This is a genomic window from Marinomonas sp. 63XJN7_9_ISO-PGPR-S23-217, from assembly GCF_056173515.1.
Genome location: NZ_CM149678.1, coordinates 4832501 through 4852255 on the forward strand (window position 1 = coordinate 4832501; position 19755 = coordinate 4852255).

The 19755-nt window shown below is 45.9% G+C and carries 17 protein-coding genes (1 of these 17 running past the window's edge); 10 read left to right on the top strand and 7 right to left on the bottom strand.

The genetic code is table 11. The features are described from left to right. On the bottom strand, nt 1-2089 hold the 5' portion of the coding sequence (gene purL / locus AC0VYI_RS22445) for a phosphoribosylformylglycinamidine synthase (protein ID WP_475445709.1). It extends 1811 nt beyond the left edge of the window; the window shows 2089 of its 3900 coding nt (coding positions 1-2089); it begins with the start codon at nt 2087-2089; the stop codon falls past the left edge of the window. A 115-nt stretch (nt 2090-2204) separates the two neighbouring features. Then, a complete protein-coding gene (gene tadA / locus AC0VYI_RS22450) occupies nt 2205-2693 on the bottom strand; it encodes a tRNA adenosine(34) deaminase TadA (protein ID WP_475445711.1) in 489 nt (162 codons plus the stop codon). Between the two features lie 110 nt (nt 2694-2803). Here tadA and AC0VYI_RS22455 point away from each other — a divergent pair, with 110 nt between their 5' ends. Beyond that, the gene (locus AC0VYI_RS22455) at nt 2804-3229 is read left to right on the top strand and encodes a CBS domain-containing protein (RefSeq protein WP_199478700.1); all 426 of its coding nucleotides are present in this window, start codon (nt 2804-2806) and stop codon (nt 3227-3229) included. Nucleotides 3230-3354: 125 nt separating this feature from the next. Here the strand turns inward: AC0VYI_RS22455 and AC0VYI_RS22460 are convergent, their stop codons facing one another. The 4 genes from AC0VYI_RS22460 to AC0VYI_RS22475 form a co-directional block, all read right to left on the bottom strand. Next, nucleotides 3355-3615 carry a cold-shock protein gene (locus AC0VYI_RS22460; RefSeq protein WP_325097344.1) on the bottom strand — a complete coding sequence of 87 codons (261 nt, stop codon included), beginning with the start codon at nt 3613-3615 and terminating at the stop codon, nt 3355-3357. Between the two features lie 132 nt (nt 3616-3747). Beyond that, complete coding sequence (locus AC0VYI_RS22465) at nt 3748-6531, bottom strand: valine--tRNA ligase (RefSeq protein ID WP_475445713.1); 2784 nt, start codon at nt 6529-6531, stop codon at nt 3748-3750. 151 nt (nt 6532-6682) lie between these two features. Continuing rightward, complete coding sequence (locus tag AC0VYI_RS22470; RefSeq protein WP_475445715.1) at nt 6683-7195, bottom strand: hypothetical protein; 513 nt, start codon at nt 7193-7195, stop codon at nt 6683-6685. Between the two features lie 306 nt (nt 7196-7501). Beyond that, nucleotides 7502-8965 carry a leucyl aminopeptidase gene (locus tag AC0VYI_RS22475; RefSeq protein WP_475445717.1) on the bottom strand — a complete coding sequence of 488 codons (1464 nt, stop codon included), beginning with the start codon at nt 8963-8965 and terminating at the stop codon, nt 7502-7504. A 118-nt stretch (nt 8966-9083) separates the two neighbouring features. On the opposite strand from AC0VYI_RS22475, the gene lptF reads away from it, so the two are divergent. Together lptF and lptG are read left to right on the top strand one after the other, a co-directional pair. Further along, complete coding sequence (gene lptF / locus AC0VYI_RS22480; protein ID WP_475445718.1) at nt 9084-10223, top strand: LPS export ABC transporter permease LptF; 1140 nt, start codon at nt 9084-9086, stop codon at nt 10221-10223. Beyond that, nucleotides 10220-11281, top strand: a complete 1062-nt coding sequence (gene lptG, locus AC0VYI_RS22485) for an LPS export ABC transporter permease LptG (protein ID WP_475445720.1) — start codon at nt 10220-10222, stop codon at nt 11279-11281. The genes lptF and lptG overlap by 4 nt, the downstream gene beginning before the upstream one ends. 63 nt (nt 11282-11344) lie before the next feature. On the opposite strand, the gene AC0VYI_RS22490 is transcribed toward lptG, so the two are convergent. Then, on the bottom strand, nt 11345-12511 hold the full coding sequence (locus tag AC0VYI_RS22490) for an aminotransferase class I/II-fold pyridoxal phosphate-dependent enzyme (RefSeq protein ID WP_475445721.1): 1167 nt from the start codon (nt 12509-12511) through the stop codon (nt 11345-11347). Between the two features lie 162 nt (nt 12512-12673). Between AC0VYI_RS22490 and dksA the strand changes: the two genes are divergently transcribed. The 7 genes from dksA (at nt 12674) to panC (ending at nt 19735) form a co-directional block, all read left to right on the top strand. After that, the gene (dksA, locus tag AC0VYI_RS22495) at nt 12674-13108 is read left to right on the top strand and encodes an RNA polymerase-binding protein DksA (protein ID WP_199478707.1); all 435 of its coding nucleotides are present in this window, start codon (nt 12674-12676) and stop codon (nt 13106-13108) included. A 4-nt stretch (nt 13109-13112) separates the two neighbouring features. Continuing rightward, a complete protein-coding gene (gluQRS, locus tag AC0VYI_RS22500; protein ID WP_475445722.1) occupies nt 13113-13991 on the top strand; it encodes a tRNA glutamyl-Q(34) synthetase GluQRS in 879 nt (292 codons plus the stop codon). Between the two features lie 116 nt (nt 13992-14107). Further along, complete coding sequence (locus AC0VYI_RS22505) at nt 14108-15556, top strand: sigma-54-dependent transcriptional regulator (RefSeq protein WP_199478709.1); 1449 nt, start codon at nt 14108-14110, stop codon at nt 15554-15556. Between the two features lie 553 nt (nt 15557-16109). Further along, complete coding sequence (pcnB, locus tag AC0VYI_RS22510; RefSeq protein WP_199478710.1) at nt 16110-17549, top strand: polynucleotide adenylyltransferase PcnB; 1440 nt, start codon at nt 16110-16112, stop codon at nt 17547-17549. An 18-nt stretch (nt 17550-17567) separates the two neighbouring features. Then, entirely contained in the window at nt 17568-18056 is a 489-nt protein-coding gene (gene folK, locus AC0VYI_RS22515) for a 2-amino-4-hydroxy-6-hydroxymethyldihydropteridine diphosphokinase (protein ID WP_475445725.1), read from the top strand. Between the two features lie 3 nt (nt 18057-18059). Beyond that, nucleotides 18060-18887 (top strand): 3-methyl-2-oxobutanoate hydroxymethyltransferase, encoded by an 828-nt coding sequence (gene panB, locus AC0VYI_RS22520; protein ID WP_475445727.1) that lies wholly within the window; start codon nt 18060-18062, stop codon nt 18885-18887. After that, on the top strand, nt 18884-19735 hold the full coding sequence (panC, locus tag AC0VYI_RS22525) for a pantoate--beta-alanine ligase (RefSeq protein ID WP_199478713.1): 852 nt from the start codon (nt 18884-18886) through the stop codon (nt 19733-19735). Before panB ends, panC begins: the two co-directional genes overlap by 4 nt. Nucleotides 19736-19755 lie beyond the last annotated feature (20 nt).

The following is a 19755-nucleotide window of genomic DNA, read 5'->3' on the forward strand; positions in this document are numbered from 1 at the left end:
TGGCCTCACCCGTGTAGCTTTCAAGTGAAGACGTGGTTACCGCAACATCTGCGACTGGCACCTGCCAAGGACCTACCATTTGATCACGAGCCACCATACCAGTAATAGAACGGTCACCGATGGTGATCAAGAAGTTTTTGCTTGCGACCGTAGGCAAACTCAGAACACGTTTTGCGGCCTCCGCTAAATCCACGTTTTCTGCAGTGAAGTCATCACCAGAAATCACGGCTTTCTTCGCTTCACGATGCATTTTTGGTGGTTTGCCGAACAACACAGACATTGGCAAATCCACTGGCTTGTTGTCGAAATGCGGATCGGCAACTTCTAAATGTTTCTCTTCTTTTGCATCACCAACAATGGCAAATGGGCAACGTTCACGCTCACAGATCGCAGTGAACTCTTCGATGCGATCCGGTGACACTGCAAGAACATAACGTTCTTGAGATTCGTTACACCAAATTTCCAACGGGGACATACCAGGCTCATCGTTTAGGACTTTACGCAGATCAAAGTTACCGCCACGCTCGCCATCTTTTACCAATTCAGGCAAAGCATTAGATAAACCACCCGCTCCCACATCGTGAATAAAACTGATTGGGTTCTTGTCACCCAGCTGCCAGCAACGGTCAATGACTTCCTGACAACGACGTTCCATTTCTGGGTTACCACGTTGAACAGAGGCAAAGTCCAAGTCTTCGTTTCCATCAGCCGATGCCATAGAAGACGCCGCGCCTCCGCCAAGGCCGATCAACATCGCAGGACCGCCAAGAACAATTAATTTAGCACCGACTTTGATCTCTTGTTTTTCAACGTGCTCACGACGAATATTACCGATACCACCCGCCAACATGATTGGCTTATGATAACCACGCACTTCTTTTTGCGAAGCACCTTGGATTTCTTGTTCGTAAGTACGGAAATAACCCAGAAGATTAGGACGACCAAACTCGTTGTTAAACGCCGCACCACCAATCGGCCCTTCGATCATAATGTCTAATGGCGTCACAATGCGGGAAGGCTTGCCATATTGGCTTTCCCAAGGTTGTTCATAACCTGGAATTTTCAGGTCGGATACCGTGTAGCCGCTCAAACCTGCCTTTGGTTTTGCGCCAACACCGGTAGCCCCTTCATCACGAATCTCACCACCTGATCCGGTTGCTGCACCAGAAAATGGAGCAATCGCCGTTGGGTGGTTGTGGGTTTCCACCTTCATCAAAATGTCGATGTTTTCTTGGCTAAAATTGTATTCACGAGTCTCTGGAGACGGGAAGAAACGACCACCAAAGTGACCTTCCATCACAGCGGCGTTGTCCTTGTAAGCCGACAAAGTGCCATCTGGGTTATGTTCGTGGGTGTTCTTAATCATTTTGAACAAAGAGCGTTCTTGCTCCTCGCCATCAATGGTCCAAGACGCATTAAAGATTTTATGACGACAGTGCTCAGAGTTTGCTTGGGCAAACATCATCAATTCTACGTCAATTGGGTTACGACCCAATTCAATGAAAGAGTCAACTAGGTAATCAATTTCGTCTTCAGCCAGTGCCAGCCCAAGCGTTTGGTTTGCCTCAACCAACGCAGCACGGCCACCGCCTAACACGTCCACACTTGTCATCGGTGCGGGTTCAGCATGAGAAAATAAGTCGGCCGCATCACTCAATGCAGACAACACACTTTCTGTCATGCGGTCATGCAACATAGCAGACAATAGATCCAACTCTTCTGTCGTTAATGGCACAGCACTGTGGATAAAGTATTCCACACCGCGCTCAACACGAGAGACTACGGTAAGGCCACAGTTATGAAGGATATCGGTTGCTTTGGATGACCAAGGTGAAATGGTGCCTAAACGCGGAACCACTAGAACACTTTGCTCAGATGAACTGACTTGGGAGGATTTAGGACCGTAGGCTAGAGCACGTTGCAGGACAGTTTGCTGCTCAACGGAAAGCGTTTGGTCATCAGCCAGCTCCACGAAATGGAGAAACTGCGCGTCGACATCAATAACAGATGGCACAGACGCTTGCATATTGGCTAATAACTTTGCTTTGCGAAACGCCGATAGCGCCGCGGAACCATGCAGGGTTAGCATGTTGTATGTTGCCTCACTTGGTAGTTTTGGGGAAATGGTGCGGGTATTTTAAAGCAAGGAGGCAAATAGAGGCTAGCATAGTATGACATTTCTACAGTAAATGAGGTAGAAATCCCTATAAATCGCGTTTGGCTTGCTGTTTCAGTTTCTTTTTTTGCTCCCGGCGGTACTGAAAAAACTGAGTCAATTGCAGCGATGCCGCTTCCGCCAACACTTCAGAGCAAACGTCTACTCGATGATTCAAGAAAGGCGCATCAAAAAACCGCCCTTGGCTTTCCACTATGCCACTTTTGGGTTCAGTGGCGGCGTACACCACTCGCGCCACTCTTGAATGCACGATAGCACCAGCACACATGGGGCAAGGCTCTAAGGTGACATACAAAGTTGCACCAGGAAGGCGATAATTATTCATCCGTTGACAAGCATCTCGGATCGCTTGAATTTCCGCATGTGCGGTAGGATCGCATTGAGAAATGGGAGAATTATAGCCTTCACCGATGATTTCCCCATCCAACACAACAATGGCTCCAACTGGAATTTCATTTTCAAACGCCGCTTTTTCGGCCAATAACAGTGCCTGTTGCATCCATATTTCATCGTTCATTATATAATCGCCTTAACATTGATCTTATTCATGGCAAACGAATTGCCTTTCGACGAGGCTTACACCAAACTAATTGATACTTTAAACAGGAAAATAGGGAGATCGACAATATGATGAAAGTCGCGGATTTGATGACAACTCAACTTGTCACACTAAAAGAGGACGACTCTTTGGCCACCGCCAAATCATTAATGCACAATAAAAACATTCGCAATCTACCCATTACGAATGATCTAGGAGAATGCATCGGCCTATTAACGCAACGAGAGTACCTACGCCATGCGTTTTATCTGGTCAGCCAATTCGGGACGCAACAGCTCAGTCACAAAGAAGAGCAAACGCCCGTTGCAAAAGCCATGAATACCGATATTTTAACCATCACCCCAACCACGGACCTCGATGTGGCGGCCGAGTTTTTTATCGAAAACAAATATGGCTGCCTCCCTGTCATCGAAGACAATAAATTGGTGGGTATTTTAACGCCAGTTGACTTTGTTAGATTGGCCCATCGTCTACTCACCAAACAAGACCAATAACAGAAAGCTTTGCACGACACTACAGACAAAAACCAGCGAAATAAAAAGCAGGCAAGAATCAATATTTACGCATCATATAGCATGTTGAGTCTACTTTTATACCGCATTAGGTCGTGCAAAGAATGTTAACCATTGGCTTGAGCCGCTTCACTCTGGGATTTTTTAGACGTTGCTGGCGTACTCTCTATCTGGACATTCATCGCCTGAATCCCAAATTCCGTTGTCTCTAAAGTGAAGCTAACCTCTTGACCTTTGCGTAAGGTTTTATGGCCCTCTGTCTGAATAGACTTATAGTGCACAAACACATCGCTCTCACCTACTCGTTTGATAAAACCAATGCCCTTGGAGTCATTAAACCACTTAACTTTCCCAATCACTCTTTCCACACCGAATTACCTCTACTACTTATTTTTATTTTTTTGAGACGACTCTCATTCTATTTAAGCCCTACACTATTGCAATTCAAGATTCATAGAAAAAGGCACCCAAAGGTGCCTTGTTTTCGCGCATTCAGCCAATTATAAAGACTCTATACTGGCTTTTTGCTCTTCTAATTTGCTGACCACCAGCTTCAGATCGTCACATTTAGCACGCTCTTTCGCTACCACAGCCTCTGGCGCTTTAGCCACAAAGCTCTCGTTAGATAGTTTGCCTTCAATGCGCTCAAGATCCTTAGTCGCTTTATCAATCTCTTTTTGCAAACGCGCGATTTCGGCATCTTTATCGATCAATCCAGCCATTGGCACTAACACTTCCATGTCCCCGACTAAAGCCGTTGCGGACATAGGTGCTTCATCGCCAGCGTTTAGCCAAGTGATGGTTTCCAGTTTTGCCAATTTTTGCAAGAAGGCCAAGTTCGCTTCAAGGCGGGCCTTGTCTTGCTCAGAACCATTGCGGAATAAAACATCTAGCGGTTTAGATGGGGCGATATTCATTTCACCACGAATATTACGCACGCCTTCAATCACCCCTTTCAGCCATTCCACATCGGCTTCGGATTGAGCGTCTTTCTTAGCTTCTTCAGCTTCTGGGTAGGACGCCAACATAATGGTCTCACCTTCCACTCCCGCTAGCGGCGCAACACGTTGCCAGATTTCTTCCGTTAGGAATGGCATCATAGGGTGTGCTAAACGCAAGAAGGCTTCTAATACGCGAACCAAGGTACGACGAGTCCCTGTTAGCTGAGCTGGCGTTGCATTTTCATCCCAAAGTACCGGTTTAGACAGCTCCAAGTACCAGTCACAGTACTCATGCCACATGAATTCGTATAGAGCTTGTGCTGCCAAGTCATAACGGTGTGTATCAAAGGCACGATTTACCGCTTCTTCAGCGTGCTGTAGACGAGAGATAATCCACTTATCGGCTACAGACAATTCCACTTCTGCACCATTTTGGCCACAGTCTTGGTCTTCTGTGTTCATCAGAACGTAACGGGTTGCGTTCCAAATTTTGTTACAGAAGTTTCGATAACCTTCTAAACGGTTGAGGTCGAATTTAATATCACGGCCACCAGAAGCAAGCGAGCAAAGGGTAAAGCGCAAAGCGTCGGTACCATACGCCTGAATGCCCTCTGGGTAGGTTTCGCGGGTGTTCTTTTCAACTTTCTCAGCAAGACGCGGCTGCATCATACCGTAGGTGCGCTTTTTCACCAAAGACTCGATATCAATACCGCCGATCAAATCCAATGGATCAATGACGTTGCCTTTCGATTTGGACATCTTGTCGCCGCGCTCATCACGGATCAGACCAGTAATGTAAACGGTTTTGAATGGTACCTTGTTGGTGAACTTCAAGGTCATCATGATCATTCTGGCCACCCAGAAGAAAATGATATCAAAGCCTGTTACCAACACATCGGATTCACTGAAGTCTTTAAAATCTTGTGTTTCTTCCGGCCAACCTTGTGTCGCGAAGGTCCAAAGTGCGGAAGAGAACCAAGTGTCTAATACGTCTTCGTCTCGAGTCAGCTCAAGATCCGCCGCTAAACCATATTTAGCACGTACATCGTCTTCACTCATGCCGACATAATGTTTGCCTTCAGCATCGTACCAAGCCGGAATTTGATGCCCCCACCAAAGCTGACGAGAGATGCACCAGTCTTGTAGATCTCGCATCCAAGAAAAATAGGTGTTTTCCCACTGTTTGGGGACAAATTGAATGTCGCCGTTTTCAACCGCTTCAATGGCGGGTTTAGCAAGAGTCTCAACCGCCACATACCATTGTTGCGTCAAGTAAGGTTCGATCACTGTGTTACCACGCTCACCGCGTGGCACTTTCAACTTGTGATCGACTACCTTTTCAAGTAAACCTAGCTCATCAAAATCTTCTACTACTGCTTTACGCGCATCAAAACGATCCATCCCCCGGTATTTCTCTGGGGCGATATCATTTATTTTCGCATCGTCAGTAAAAATATTGATCAATGGCATATCATGACGTTTGCCCACTTCATAGTCATTAAAGTCATGGGCAGGTGTGATTTTTACACAGCCAGTACCGAATTCTTTATCAACGTATTCATCCGCCACAATTGGAATACGACGCCCAACCAAGGGTAACTCAACAAATTTGCCCACCAAATCAGTAAAACGCTCATCATCGGGCGCCACCGCGACGGCCGCATCACCAAACATGGTTTCTGGTCGAGTTGTTGCCACGACAATATGGTCTTTACCATCAGTGGTTTTCACCCCATCCGCAAGCGGATAACGGAAGTACCACATAAAGCCGTTTTCTTCTTCAGAGATGACTTCTAAATCGGAAATGGCCGTGTGTAGAACGGGGTCCCAGTTAACCAAGCGTTGACCACGGTAAATAATGCCTTCGTCAAACAAACGTACAAACACTTCTTGAACCGCCGCCGACATGCCAGGGTCCATGGTGAAACGCTCTTTGTCCCACGCTACCGAATCCCCTAAGACACGCATCTGGTCAGAAATGGTACCGCCAGACTGACCTTTCCACTCCCACACTTTTTCTAAGAATTTTTCACGCCCCAGATCATGGCGAGTGATATTTTGTGCCGCCAATTGACGTTCGACCACCATCTGCGTAGCAATACCTGCATGGTCACTACCTGGTTGCCACAAGGTACGTTTACCTTTCATACGCTCACGGCGAATCATGGCATCCATCAAAGAATGCTGAAACGCATGACCCATGTGCAGGCTACCAGTGACATTAGGTGGCGGAATCATGATAGAAAAAGGCACGCCGGAACCTTGAGGCGAGAAATATCCCTCTTCTTCCCAACGTTGATAAATAGGCTGTTCGATACTTTGTGGTTGGTAGGTTTTTTCCATTATGATGTCTTAAAGCTCTTATGTAGCGGTAAATGTAATTGGTGGATTATAACGTGTCATGGTCAGATAAAGAATAACCTGACTCATTTGAATAACAAGCTGTTTGAGGTTAGCAACCTCGCATTCGGAACAAGAGTGTCCGGCTAGGCCTTTATTTTCTGTTCGACATTTGCTCATTCACTAAGTGCAACACCTCTTCTACTAACTCAGGCAAGCGTCTTTGCAACACTTCAGCCAACGCAATAGAAATTGCCTCTTGCAATTCAGATTGCTCGCCCGCCGCTTGCTGCGACCTCTGGTACATTGACTCGTTTTGCAATGGGGGTTGTTGTGCTGGCGTAAAGCCTGCAGGAGCTGCCTCTGGGGTCGTTAATACGGGAATATCCGAATGATCCTCTTGGTCATTCGTTTGGCTTATCGCCTCCTCTTGTCTCGTATTTTGATCTTCTCTAAGGTCCTCAGCAACCAGTTCCGCTAATCCCATTGGTTCTGAGGACGTCGCAGCGGGATGAGCAAACTCGTTGTCACTGACGTCAATATCTTCTTTGTCCGTCACAACATCCATCAAAATCGGAATGTCATCTTGATTACGCAGCGCATTGATCAAGGTATTTTCATCCGGTTCTAATGTGGTTTCTTCATAATGAGCGGCTAATTCAGACATAAAACATCAACCAAAACTACAGGAGTTCGTTAAGTTAAAAGGAGGATAAAAACAAACCAACAGGTCGACAAAACGGCCTAACACATCAGTTAACTTTCGCATTCCCGAAAATAAATGTCTACCCTATATTGACACAGTAAACGGACTTCTCAGTGTTTCTCTTCCTATGAGCTATCTATCTCCTTCATTCTTTTCATAAAAAAAGCAGTAACGACTTATCGAGACTGCTTTTTTCTTAACCTGCGCGACAAACAAAGACTAAATCGAAAGGTTTCTTTATTGAAGCTTTCGGTTGCCGTGTTTCGACTACTGTGCTTTCGCCAATAAATAGCGTGTCAGTAAGGCTACAGGACGACCGCTTGCCCCTTTTGCAGCCCCACCAGTCCATGCCGTACCAGCGATATCCAAGTGTGCCCAAGGGTAAGATTCGGTAAAGCGAGACAAGAAACACGCGGCCGTTACTGAGCCCGCTTCAGGGCCACCAATATTGGCGATGTCGGCGAAGTTACTATCAAGCTGTTGCTGATATTCTTCGTCCAGTGGCATTTGCCAGATTTTGTCGGCGGCAATTTGGCTGGCAGCTTTCAATTCAGAAGCAACCGCCTCATTGTTTGCATACATTCCAGAATTCACACCACCTAACGCTACGACACACGCACCAGTCAACGTCGCAATATCCACTACCGACTGCGGTTTAAAGCGTTCAATGTAAGTCAACGCATCACACAACACCAAGCGTCCTTCGGCATCGGTATTCAAGATTTCAACCGTTTTACCCGACATGGTTTTGACGATGTCGCCAGGCTTAGTCGCGCGTGCACTTGGCATATTTTCAGCCGCCGCAATAACCGCCGTAAAATTCAGTTTAGGCTTCAACTCACAAATTGCCTTCATGGTACCGAAAACACTGGCCGCACCACACATGTCGTACTTCATCTCGTCCATTTTAGGACCAGGTTTCAAAGAAATACCACCTGTATCGAAGGTAATTCCTTTACCTAACAATACGTGAGGTGCTTCGTCTTCTGTACCACCACGATAATGCATAACAATCAAATAGCTAGGCTGGTCACTACCACGACCGACAGACAGCATACAATGCATGCCTAGCTCATCCATTTTGGTTTCGTCTAGTAGCTCAACCTCAACACCGTACTCTTCACCCAACATTTGCGCTTTTGACGCAAGGTAATTTGGTGTACAAACATTGCCTGGCAGATTGCCCAATTGACGAGTAAAGGCAGACCCGGCTGCCGTTGCTACCCCAATGGCAAGAGACGCTTCATCGCTGCCTTCGATCATCAAGGTCTCCACCTTTGACGTTTTCTCAGCATCATCTTGTTTAAAGCCAAGGAAGTTATAAAAGCCTTCGTTTAACCATTGCGCGACCAACGCAATAGTTTCTCCTGCAGAGCGACCTTTAAACCCTAATGCAGCGTTTGCCACTGCGACTGTCGCATAAGGCAAAGACTTGATTTGTGACGCAATAGCCGCCACAACTTTGCGTGCTTGCATATCACTTAATGACGCGCTTTTGCCCACGCCCACTAACAAAACGGCCTGGGCAAAGTCGGCGGATAGGCTTGGCAATAATAACGTCTGCGCTAGGCTGCCTTTAAAAACACCGCTTTCACGTAGTGAGGTGAGTTGACCGTCAGAATTCGCATCAACCCAAGCGCTTGATTCTGGCAATTCTCCTTCGCTTGGAACAAAGGCGACAACCAAATCTGCTTGAACATTAGACAAGCGATCGAATAAAACCGTATTCATGAAAGATTCCTTAAAATAACTTTGCAAAAAAAACTGGATAATCTTCTTCTTAGCACGAGATAATGGGGGTCTTTAATTTGTATTCAACTCTGCACAAAGAAAGCACTATCCAACTGAGGTGACTTTGAGATTATTTAGATACTTGGCGAAAGAAGTGTTGATGTCAACTGCTGGCGTGACTTTCATTTTGCTTATCGTCATCCTGAGCGGCCAATTCGTCAACTATTTAAGCCGTACGACAGATGGTAAGATGACCTTCAAATTCTTATTTATCATTCTTGGCTACCACACACCTAGCTTTATACAAATGATCCTGCCTTTGGCCTTTTTCCTTTCTCTGCTATTGGCATTTGGTCGCTTATACATAGAAAATGAAATGTCGGTGTTGTTTTCCTGCGGAATAAGCAAACTCAAACTGGCGTCATATACTCTTGGCATCGCCCTGATTGTTGGCTTAATGAGCGCGACACTGAACTTTTGGCTAGCGCCAACCAGTGAATACAATTCGGAAAAAGCCTCTCAAGAACAAGACCAACTATCCGCTTTTGACTTTCTCCAACCTGGACGCTTTCAAGGCTACGGACAACGCACTACCTACATTGACAGTTTTACCAAAAAAGAAGGCTGGATGAATCAAATCTTTTTATCCAGTTTAACGCGTAAAAATAACATCAACGTCCCCACTATTTTGATGGCCGACTACGCCGAAGAAATAAAAATGAAAAGTAATAAAGGGTTGGACTACCTAGTCTTTAAAAATGGCACTCGATATGAAGGCATCCCCGGCACCGCCAACTACCGTGTTACCAAATTTGACACCTATGCCATGCGCCTAAAGCAAAACGCTCCTGAAGCCATTACCGACCCAACAACGCGCAGCACTTTATACTTATTAAAAAGTAACGTTCCCAAAGACGTCGCTGAGCTTCAATGGCGAATATCACTCGTCATCATGATCCCCATTCTCGCCATCATCGGACTCTCACTTAGTCAAGTGAACCCACGACAAGGGCGTTTTTTCAAAATGATGCCTGCCATCATTCTAATGATTTTCTACATCGCCCTTCTCATTTGGGGGCGTACAGCTCTTGAAAAAGGCACTATCCCCATCGATTATGGATTATGGTGGATACATGGCATATTTGCACTCATTGCCGCAGGCCTCTTTCTTCAATACAACCAAGTATTTTTTCGCCGCAAAGCCAGACTACCGGGATCCAATCAAAGCAACTCAGGCACAAATGAGCCAACTTCATGAATAAGATAGATAGATACATTGCTACTAGCGTTTTATGGGCGTTTTTAATCGTCATATTTGTACTGCTTGGACTGGATTACGCTTTAACGTTTATCGACAAGATTAAACAGGTTGATGACCATTACCCCATTTCTTCCCTACTGCAAGTACTGTTTTTTCGCCTACCGGGGAAACTTGCACAATACATACCTATCGCCTCTTTGATCGGCACACTAATGGGACTCGGCACCCTGGCCTCAACATCAGAACTAACCGTCATGCGCGCGGCTGGCTTGCCTATCTGGCGTATAGGGTTGGCAGCTTGCCAGCCCATCTTGCTGGTGTCATTGATCGGTTTAGCCATTTCTGAATACGTCGCGCCCGTTGCCGAACAAAAAGCCAATTTAATCGAACAAATCCGCGACCAACAAGACACCAACTTCGCGCTAACTGGCGGGGTATGGCTTAAAGCCGATAAAAAATTCGTCTACATTAACGCGGCCGACAATACTGGAAAACTGTACGGCATTATTGTCTACACCCCCGAAAATGAAACTTTGAAACGGGTCATCCGAGCCGATACCGCAACTCACAAATCGGGTAATCAATGGACTTTACATAATGTCCGCGAAACGCTGTTTTTCCCCGATCATACAGAAGCCAAGTCCTTTAAAACCATGGACTGGAGCGTCAGTATTAAACCTGAACATTTGTTCTTAGCCTCACAGGATCCTGACTCGTTGTCGCTCTCGCAGCTATCAAACTATAAAAACTACTTGGAAGCGCAACACCAAGACGCCTCTCAATACGCTTTGGAGTTCTGGCAAAAAGCACTGCGACCATTAGGTTCACTTGCTTTAGTGTTGGTTGCCTTATCCAGCGTATTCGGTCCGTTACGCTCATCCACTATGGGAGGGCGCATTTTCTCAGGGGTGATGATCGGATTAGCGTTCCAGAATGGCTTAAACCTCTTTGGGCAAATGAGCGTGGCCGCCCACTTCCCTCCTGTCATCGGTGTCAGTATTCCAATTGTACTTTGCACTTTGGCTGCGCTCTATTTAATGCGACGCAAAGGCTAATAAAGCGAGACAAAGGCCAATGAAAAAGAGTTAAATCCCCCACGACCAGCCCCAGTCAAATCGCTAGGATTGCATGAAACGTTCAATCCTAGCGATGGCTTCTACTAATCTTTCTTTCTCGCAAGTATAAGCAAAACGCACATACTGGTGCGCATTTGCTATACCAAAATCGGCTCCTGGTGTTAATGCCACATACTCTTGCTCTAAAAGCTCTAAACACCAAGTCATCGCGTCTGACGTGACTGAAGACACATCAACAAACACATAAAATGCGCCTTGAGCTGGTGTAACAACCGGCAGGCCAATGCGCTCCAGACCTTTTAATAACGTCAGGCGACGCTGATTTAATCGCTCTCGACGTGCTTCGCATTCCGCCAACACTTTCTCATCAAAAGCGTGCAAAGCAGCGTATTGCGACATGGCGGGGGCACAGATAAAAAGATTTTGCGCTAACTTTGTCGCCCCTTCAACCGCCCACTCTGGCACCACTATCCAACCTAATCGCCACCCTGTCATGGCAAAATACTTAGAGAAGCTATTGATAACAAAAAGGTTATCGTCCACCGATAAAGCGGTGAAATCATCTCCATCATAAACAAGCCCCTGGTAAATCTCATCGACCAACAGGTGTCCACCCAGCGCCTTCACTGTCTGCCAAGCTTTCTCGACATAGGCACGACTCAATACCGCACCCGTTGGATTAGCAGGTGAAGCCAACCACAAACCAGCGGTCGTCGATGACCAATGTTGCGCTAGCTCATCCAGATCAATCTTAAACTCGTCATCAGGTGAGGTTTCTATCAATTGTGCTCGTGCTCCAGCCTGCAACAAAAAGTGTCGATTACAGGGATAGCAAGGGTCTGGCATGATCACTTCATCTCCCTCATTTACCATCAGAGACGCCATGAGTAGCAAAGCCCCTGATGCACCGGGCGTGACGATAATACGTTCAGGAGCCACAGATACCTTGTAACGAGAAGAATAATAACGGCTGATCGCCTGTTTCAACTCTGGCAACCCTGTTGCCGAAGTATAGCCCGTTTGCGCCTGCTGAATGGCTCGCACTCCCGCTTCGCTCACTTCACTCGGGGCAACAAAGTCTGGCTCCCCCACCTCAAGATGAATCACATCGTGACCATTCGCTTGAAGTTGCTTGGCCTTATCCAGAACAGCCATAACCTGAAAAGGTGCGATTTTACTGACTCGACGCGCTAATTGAGCTTGCTTCATTGACGTATTCCTAATTCCGTTACATATTTTCATGAAATTTTGAGCAAAAAATGTGGTGAATAGTAAAATTATCTGGTAAGTTTCCGCCCGAAAAATAAACCACCTAATCTTTTTAGTTTACAGGTTACCATACAAGGTCACCTGCGAAATGAGGCTATGCGTATGCCAAATACGAACCCGGAATCTTTAATGAAAGAATTCACCCCTTACGTTGCTGAGGAAGGTGAAGAATACATGAACGAGAACCAGTTGGCGCATTTTAAAAGCATACTGCTCAATTGGAAACAAGGCCTAATGGAAGAGGTTGACCGTACTGTACATCACCTCAAAGAGGAAGCGGTTAACTATGCGGATCCGAATGATAGAGCAAGCCAAGAAGAAGAGTTTAGCTTGGAATTGCGCGCTCGTGATCGTGAACGTAAATTGGTTAAAAAGATCTCTCAGACCATTGAACGCATTAACGAAGATGATTATGGATTCTGCGATGAGTGTGGCATTGAAATCGGCATTCGCCGACTAGAGGCTCGCCCAACCGCCACCTTATGCATCGATTGTAAGACATTGGCCGAAATCAAAGAGAAACAAATCGGCGGCTAAGCCAATGTCGTCGCGTTACCGAGGCCGTTTTGCACCATCGCCAACCGGCCCGCTTCACTTTGGCTCTTTGTTATGCGCTGTCGCCAGTTACTTGGACGCACGACAGCACAATGGTACTTGGCTCATCCGCATTGAAGATGTGGATGGTGTACGCTGCAAACCCGAATATGCGGAGCAGATGCTTGCCACCCTAAAAAGTTATCAGCTAATCTCTGATGAACCTGTACGCTTTCAACTCCCCCACTCTGCTCTCTACGAACATTATTTAGACCAACTTAAGCAACAAGATCGCGTTTTCCCTTGTAACTGCACTCGCCAATCCCTTATTGAGCACCAAGGCAGACACCCTGACATTTGCCAAAGCACGATCAATAAGCCACATTCCTGGCGATTAAAAACACAAAATGATGTGTACCGTTGTCATGATGCCATACAAGGCATCTTACTATTCGAACAAGATTTAACGGGCAACCACCCCATATTAAAACGCAAAGATGGCTACTTTTCGTATCAACTTGCCGTGGTGATTGACGATCACTTACAAGGCATCACACATTTGGTACGTGGTGCAGACTTAATCGATACCACGGCACAGCAATTATACCTGTTCGACCTATTTGGCTGGCCGCCTCCTAAACTTTGTCACATTCCCTTAATTGTTAATGAGCAGCAAGAAAAAATCAGCAAGCAAAACCACGCCAAAGCCATTCCAAATGGTGACTTGGCGACGTTAAAGCGCGTTATGTATTACCTCGGCATCCAAACCGATCACACCACAAGCATTCAAGAAACGCTAGCACAAGCTATTCCTCAATGGTCACCCAAAACGCTCAGCAAACAACGCATCATGACCTTACAAGCCAACGACACCCATTTCCTCTAACCTTCACCCATCGTCTTACAACCCCAACCGTCCTATCATCCTCATAGGTTTATTTTTTGCTATTCAAGGGACAACGAGTGTGTATAATCGTTGCACTGGTTACAAGAGGTGACATAATGCATCACATAATGATAATAAGTCCTGATCATTCGCCGCTAAAAGAAGCAGACAAATGGTTGTCTCGCTATGGGTTTCAAGTCAACCTAAGCCACTCTTTTGAACAGGCTCACAAATTTTATGAACTGAAAGACTTTGATCTTCTACTTGTGGATAACGACTGTCTTATCAAGGCAGCGCCACAGCAATTGGAAAACACCCCACCAAGGATAGTATTAGACACAAAACCTGGCCTTAATGTTGCGGTACAAACCATGTCATTAGGGGCCAAGTATTACTTACCCCTTCCGACGGATTCTGAAACCTTACTAAAACACGTTATTGACGCACTGGAAAATACTCCGAGCCAAGACGACATCGCAAGCGAAACTAACAGAGACAGTAAACCGAACAAAGAAGCACCTCTGCTTTTTGCTCGCTCAGAACAAGAAGAACAATCCATGCGATTGGGCTACGAGGACAGCACCATTATCGGACGCTGCCCACCAATGGAAGAGCTTTTTAGCGACATACGCAAAGTGGCCAGCACGGATGTAACCGTATTAATTCGTGGCGAATCGGGTACTGGTAAAGAGCTGGTTGCCAAAGCCCTCCATGATTTAAGCAAACGCAACAACAAACCACTGATCAGCGTAAACTGTGCTGCCATACCAGAAAACCTTATCGAATCTGAGCTCTTTGGTCATGAAAAAGGCGCCTTTACCGGGGCTTCCAGTGCCCGAGACGGCCTGATTTACGCCGCTGATCATGGCACCCTCTTTTTAGACGAAATTGGTGAGCTTCCCCTTGAAGCCCAAGCTAGGCTATTGCGTGTGCTACAGGAAGGAGAGATCCGTCGCGTAGGTGCTGTACAGGCGACCAAAGTAGACATCCGATTGATCACCGCAACGCACAGAGATTTAATGGACATGGTAAGACGCAGGCAATTCCGTGAGGATTTATACTACCGCCTGTACGTCATGGAGCTAATCATCCCACCACTCAGAGAACGGGGGGATGACATCTCTATGATCGCCAAAAACCTATTGGAAAAAGCCTGTAAAAAGCACAATCGTCCTTTACTGGCCTATAACAAAAACTTTGATAAAGCGATTCGTGCACACCATTGGCCAGGCAATGTTCGAGAACTCGAAAATGCCATTGAACGGGCCGTTATCTTAAGCCCTGCCAATAAAATCGAAGCGGCTAACTTGAAGATTTCATCTCGGCATACCAGCCAAGCCGCCAGCCACGCACAGCAAATTGAAACAGCTCGGGAGGAAGCGCACTCATCAATGACACCATCAACAGGTACGACACTTGACGATTACTTTAAGCATTTCGTCCTCTCGCACCAACATAAAATGACAGAGACCCAACTTGCACATTCTTTGGGCATATCCAGAAAAAGCCTGTGGGAAAGACGACAAAAGCTTGGCATACCAAGACAAGTAACAGAAAATAAGTAACACTTGATACTAAAATACACAGTAAAAAATAGGAATTTTGCAAATAAAGCGTACAGAAAAAACATAAAACTTAATAAATTCAATGCATTATATTTTTTGGCACAACTCATGCTCTATATAGATCACAACGATAAGAAGATTGACGAAGAATAAAAATAAGTTAATCAGTCGTCGTATGTTCTTAATAATAAAAATAACAAATAGGAATACCATAGCCTCTCAAAATAAAAATAAAAATTTGAGGCTATGGATGGAAAATCGCTTTGGATAATTGATTTTTTTAGATATATAAGCCTTCGGGCAATGAAAACATTGCAATAATAAAAATAAAACCTGAGTAGAACTGCTGAAGCAGCACCCACTTTGTTTTCGGAACTAGTATCTTCATGTATCCAAAGCGATTATTTTGTTTTTCGGGGGTTACCCGATATATTACTCGCCTTTCTGTTCTATCTACGTCATATTCGCTTAATCCAGATACTCTATTATCCGTGTAACTTTCGCCTCACACGTGTAGAATACGGTTTTTGTTAACTTAAAAATTTGTTGTCTAATGCTTACAGGATTAAAATCTCTGGTACGTAAAGCCTCTTCACTGTTTGCCCCTAAAAAGGAACAGACTTACCCTATTATCATTTCGCGCAGTGACCATAGTCTGTCTCGTCAGAACTTAAGTCCCAACGCCGTGAAAGTCTTATATCGCTTGAACAAAGCGGGATTTGACGCTTACCTCGTCGGCGGTTGTATCCGCGACCACCTAATCGGCGTTATCCCAAAAGATTTTGATGTGGTCACCAACGCCACACCGGAAGAGGTCAACGCTTTATTCTCAAACTCTCGTTTGATCGGACGACGGTTTCGACTGGTTCATGTAACCTTTGGCCGCGAGATCATTGAAGTCTCGACCTTTAGAGCTAACAGCGCTCAAGACGATGACACTTTTCAAAAAGATAAACCGCAAGACTCCCTTAAGGGCAAAGATTCAGCCCGCTCAGCTCATGGCATTGTTCTACGTGACAATGTCTATGGCAGCATTGAAGAAGATGCAGAGCGCCGCGACTTTACCTTTAACGCCTTGTATTACAATGTCAAAGATTTCAGTATTCATGATTACTGTGGTGGCCTAGCTGACATTGAGAACAAACACATCCGAATCATCGGTGATCCCCGTCAACGCTATCAAGAAGATCCCGTGCGTATGCTACGGGCGATCCGCTTTGCCGGAAAATTAGACTTTGAAATAGAAGAAGAGACCGCCGCCCCCATAAAAGAAATGGCGCATTTGCTAGACCATATCCCCCCCGCTCGCCTGTTTGAAGAAGTTTTAAAACTACTCGGCAGTGGTAATGGGGTCAAAACCTTCCATTTGCTCAGACAATACGGTCTATTTAAGTACCTATTTCCTGATACGGAAGCACTATTGCAAAGTGGTTGGAAGCGCGATGATATCGACCCAATGGCCTTCATTCTGCAAGGCTTAGAAAATACCGATAAACGCATCCAAAGCGGCAAAACCACCGCCCCTTACTTTTTATACGCGATTATGCTGTGGCCAAGCGTAGCGCTACGCCATGAAGAATTTCAAACGCAAGGCATGCCAGCCACACCGGCACTTCACCAAGCGGCCAATATGGTCTTAGACAATCAAGTGGCTTCTACTGCCATCCCAAGACGTTTCTCTACGCCCATGCGGGAAATTTGGGACATGCAATTCCGCTTACCTAAGCGCTATGGTAAACGTGCCTTTATCCTACTTGAACACCCACGTTTTCGTGCCGCCTTTGATTTCTTGCTAATCCGTGAGTTAAGTGGCACTAATCTGGGGGGACTTGGCGCTTGGTGGGAAGCCTTCCAATTTGCTAACGAGCAAGAGCAAAGAGACTTGGTTAGAAGCATCGATGCTCGCGCTAACGATAAAGAAGCGGCCAAAAAACGCCGTCCTCGCCGTCGCAGAAAAAGCAACGCGCCACGTCGAGAAGCATCAAACGAATAAGAATAAGAGGTAGCCTTTGTGACACTTGTTTATATTGGACTGGGTAGCAACCTTGAAACCCCTGTGGCACAAATAAAAAGCGCCATATTGGCTTTACAAACACACCCTGATCTGCAGCAGGTTCGGGTTTCCTCTCTGTACTCCAGCAAACCAGTTGGCCCTCAAGATCAACCAGATTATGTGAATGCCGTTGCCTCGTGCCATACTGCACTCTCACCTATTGCCCTATTAGATGTGTTGCAAAGCATAGAACAGGCACACCATAGAATTCGAGAGCGCCACTGGGGGCCGAGAACACTGGATCTTGATTTACTATTATTTGGCGACGAACATATTCAACTCCCACGCCTTACGGTTCCCCACCCTTATATGCTAGAAAGAGGGTTTGTCATCCGCCCTCTGATGGATCTTGCCCCAGAATTGCGCCTTGCCAACGGACACACCGTTAAGGAGCATGTACACCAACTTGATACCAGCGATCTGGTGTCTATTGATGAAGAAGAATAGACTATGTACTCAGATAACTCTCAAAGAAAGCTTACTAAGCCTGTTACCTTATCAACGCTTAAAAAAATGAAAGCGGATAAAGAGAAAATCACCTGCCTAACATGCTATGACGCCTCATTTACTAATGTGATGAACGCTGCTGGCGTAGAAACCATCTTGATAGGGGATTCCCTAGGCATGGTTGTACAAGGTCAAGACAGCACCTTACCCGTCACCATCGAAGACATGTGCTATCACACAGCAGCAGTTAAGCGCGGTAACACTAATGCGCTCATTATTACCGACATGCCTTTTATGAGTTACAGCGACCCTAAACAAGCCTTGGATAACGCCGCCAAGCTAATGCAAGCGGGCGCGCATATGGTCAAATTAGAAGGCGGCAGCTGGTTAGCAGAAACCATACAACTGTTGAGCCAACGAGGTATTCCTGTCTGCGCTCATTTAGGCCTCACTCCTCAGTCCGTACATAAGTTTGGTGGTTACCGAGTGCAAGGCAAAGGCCAAGAAGCCGCAGACCTTTTATTGGCGGATTCTTTGATTTTAGTGGAAGCGGGAGCTGACTTATTTGTTTATGAATGCATTCCAACTGAGCTGGGTAAGACGCTAACTGAAGCCGTCCCAGTACCTACTATTGGCATTGGAGCTGGACACCATACTGATGGTCAAGTCTTAGTCATGCACGATATGCTTGGCGTCAATCTAGGCCATACACCAAAATTCGTAAAAAACTTTTTAATTGACGGTCGCAATGTGACACAAGCCTTTGAAGCCTTCGTACAAGAAGTCAAAGACGTTACTTTTCCAGGACCTGAGCACGGATTTAAATCATGAAAACATTCCATACGGTTGCCGAGCTTCGCGCTGCACTCAAAATAGAACGCTTGAAAGACAAAAGTATCGCATTTGTCCCAACTATGGGCAACCTGCATGACGGTCACATGTCACTGATTCGCAAAGCAAAACAAGAAGGAGACATCATCGTCTCTTCCATCTTTGTTAATCCCATGCAGTTTTCAGATCAAAGCGATTTAGAACGCTACCCAAAAACCTTAGAAGAAGACAAACGCGTTCTTGAAGCCAACGGCTGCCACTACCTGTTTGCACCGGATGCATTAGAAATGTACCCAGATGGCAAACGCAGCCAAACTCAAATTGAAGTTGTCGGCATTTCCGATATTCTTTGTGGTGCGTCTCGTCCAGGACATTTTGTTGGTGTTTCCACAGTTGTAACAAAATTGTTTAATATTGTTCAGCCAGACTGTGCCATATTTGGTAACAAAGACTTTCAACAATTAAAAGTCATTGAGGACATGGTGCGCGACCTAAGCTCTAACGTGCGCATTATTGGCGTCGATACCGCTCGCAATGAAGATGGCCTTGCCATGAGTTCGCGTAACGGCTATCTAACAGAAGAAGAAAGACGCATTGCCCCCACAATATACCAAACCCTATTGTGGGCAAAAGATGCGCTAATAGAAAACCGTGCGAGTCACGAGGACATCTGCGAACAAGCTCAACAGAAGCTTGAAGCAGCTGGTTTCCGTCGTGATTATTTTGAAATCCGCGCACAAGATACTTTACAAACACCGTCAGAAGAAGAGAAGCGCCTGGTCATTTTGACTGCGGCATACCTAGGCAAAGCACGCCTGATTGATAACTTGCGTATAGAGCTGGCCTAATTCACTTTGAGACCAAGGGA

Coding starts and splice junctions, on each gene's coding strand:
- tadA (WP_475445711.1), bottom strand. CDS start 2,693: ATGAACGATGAAATATGGATGCAACAGGCACTGTTATTGGCCGAAAAA.
- AC0VYI_RS22455 (WP_199478700.1), top strand. CDS start 2,804: ATGATGAAAGTCGCGGATTTGATGACAACTCAACTTGTCACACTAAAA.
- AC0VYI_RS22465 (WP_475445713.1), bottom strand. CDS start 6,531: ATGGAAAAAACCTACCAACCACAAAGTATCGAACAGCCTATTTATCAA.
- AC0VYI_RS22470 (WP_475445715.1), bottom strand. CDS start 7,195: ATGTCTGAATTAGCCGCTCATTATGAAGAAACCACATTAGAACCGGAT.
- AC0VYI_RS22475 (WP_475445717.1), bottom strand. CDS start 8,965: ATGAATACGGTTTTATTCGATCGCTTGTCTAATGTTCAAGCAGATTTG.
- lptG (WP_475445720.1), top strand. CDS start 10,220: ATGAATAAGATAGATAGATACATTGCTACTAGCGTTTTATGGGCGTTT.
- AC0VYI_RS22490 (WP_475445721.1), bottom strand. CDS start 12,511: ATGAAGCAAGCTCAATTAGCGCGTCGAGTCAGTAAAATCGCACCTTTT.
- dksA (WP_199478707.1), top strand. CDS start 12,674: ATGCCAAATACGAACCCGGAATCTTTAATGAAAGAATTCACCCCTTAC.
- gluQRS (WP_475445722.1), top strand. CDS start 13,113: ATGTCGTCGCGTTACCGAGGCCGTTTTGCACCATCGCCAACCGGCCCG.
- AC0VYI_RS22505 (WP_199478709.1), top strand. CDS start 14,108: ATGCATCACATAATGATAATAAGTCCTGATCATTCGCCGCTAAAAGAA.
- pcnB (WP_199478710.1), top strand. CDS start 16,110: ATGCTTACAGGATTAAAATCTCTGGTACGTAAAGCCTCTTCACTGTTT.
- panB (WP_475445727.1), top strand. CDS start 18,060: ATGTACTCAGATAACTCTCAAAGAAAGCTTACTAAGCCTGTTACCTTA.
- panC (WP_199478713.1), top strand. CDS start 18,884: ATGAAAACATTCCATACGGTTGCCGAGCTTCGCGCTGCACTCAAAATA.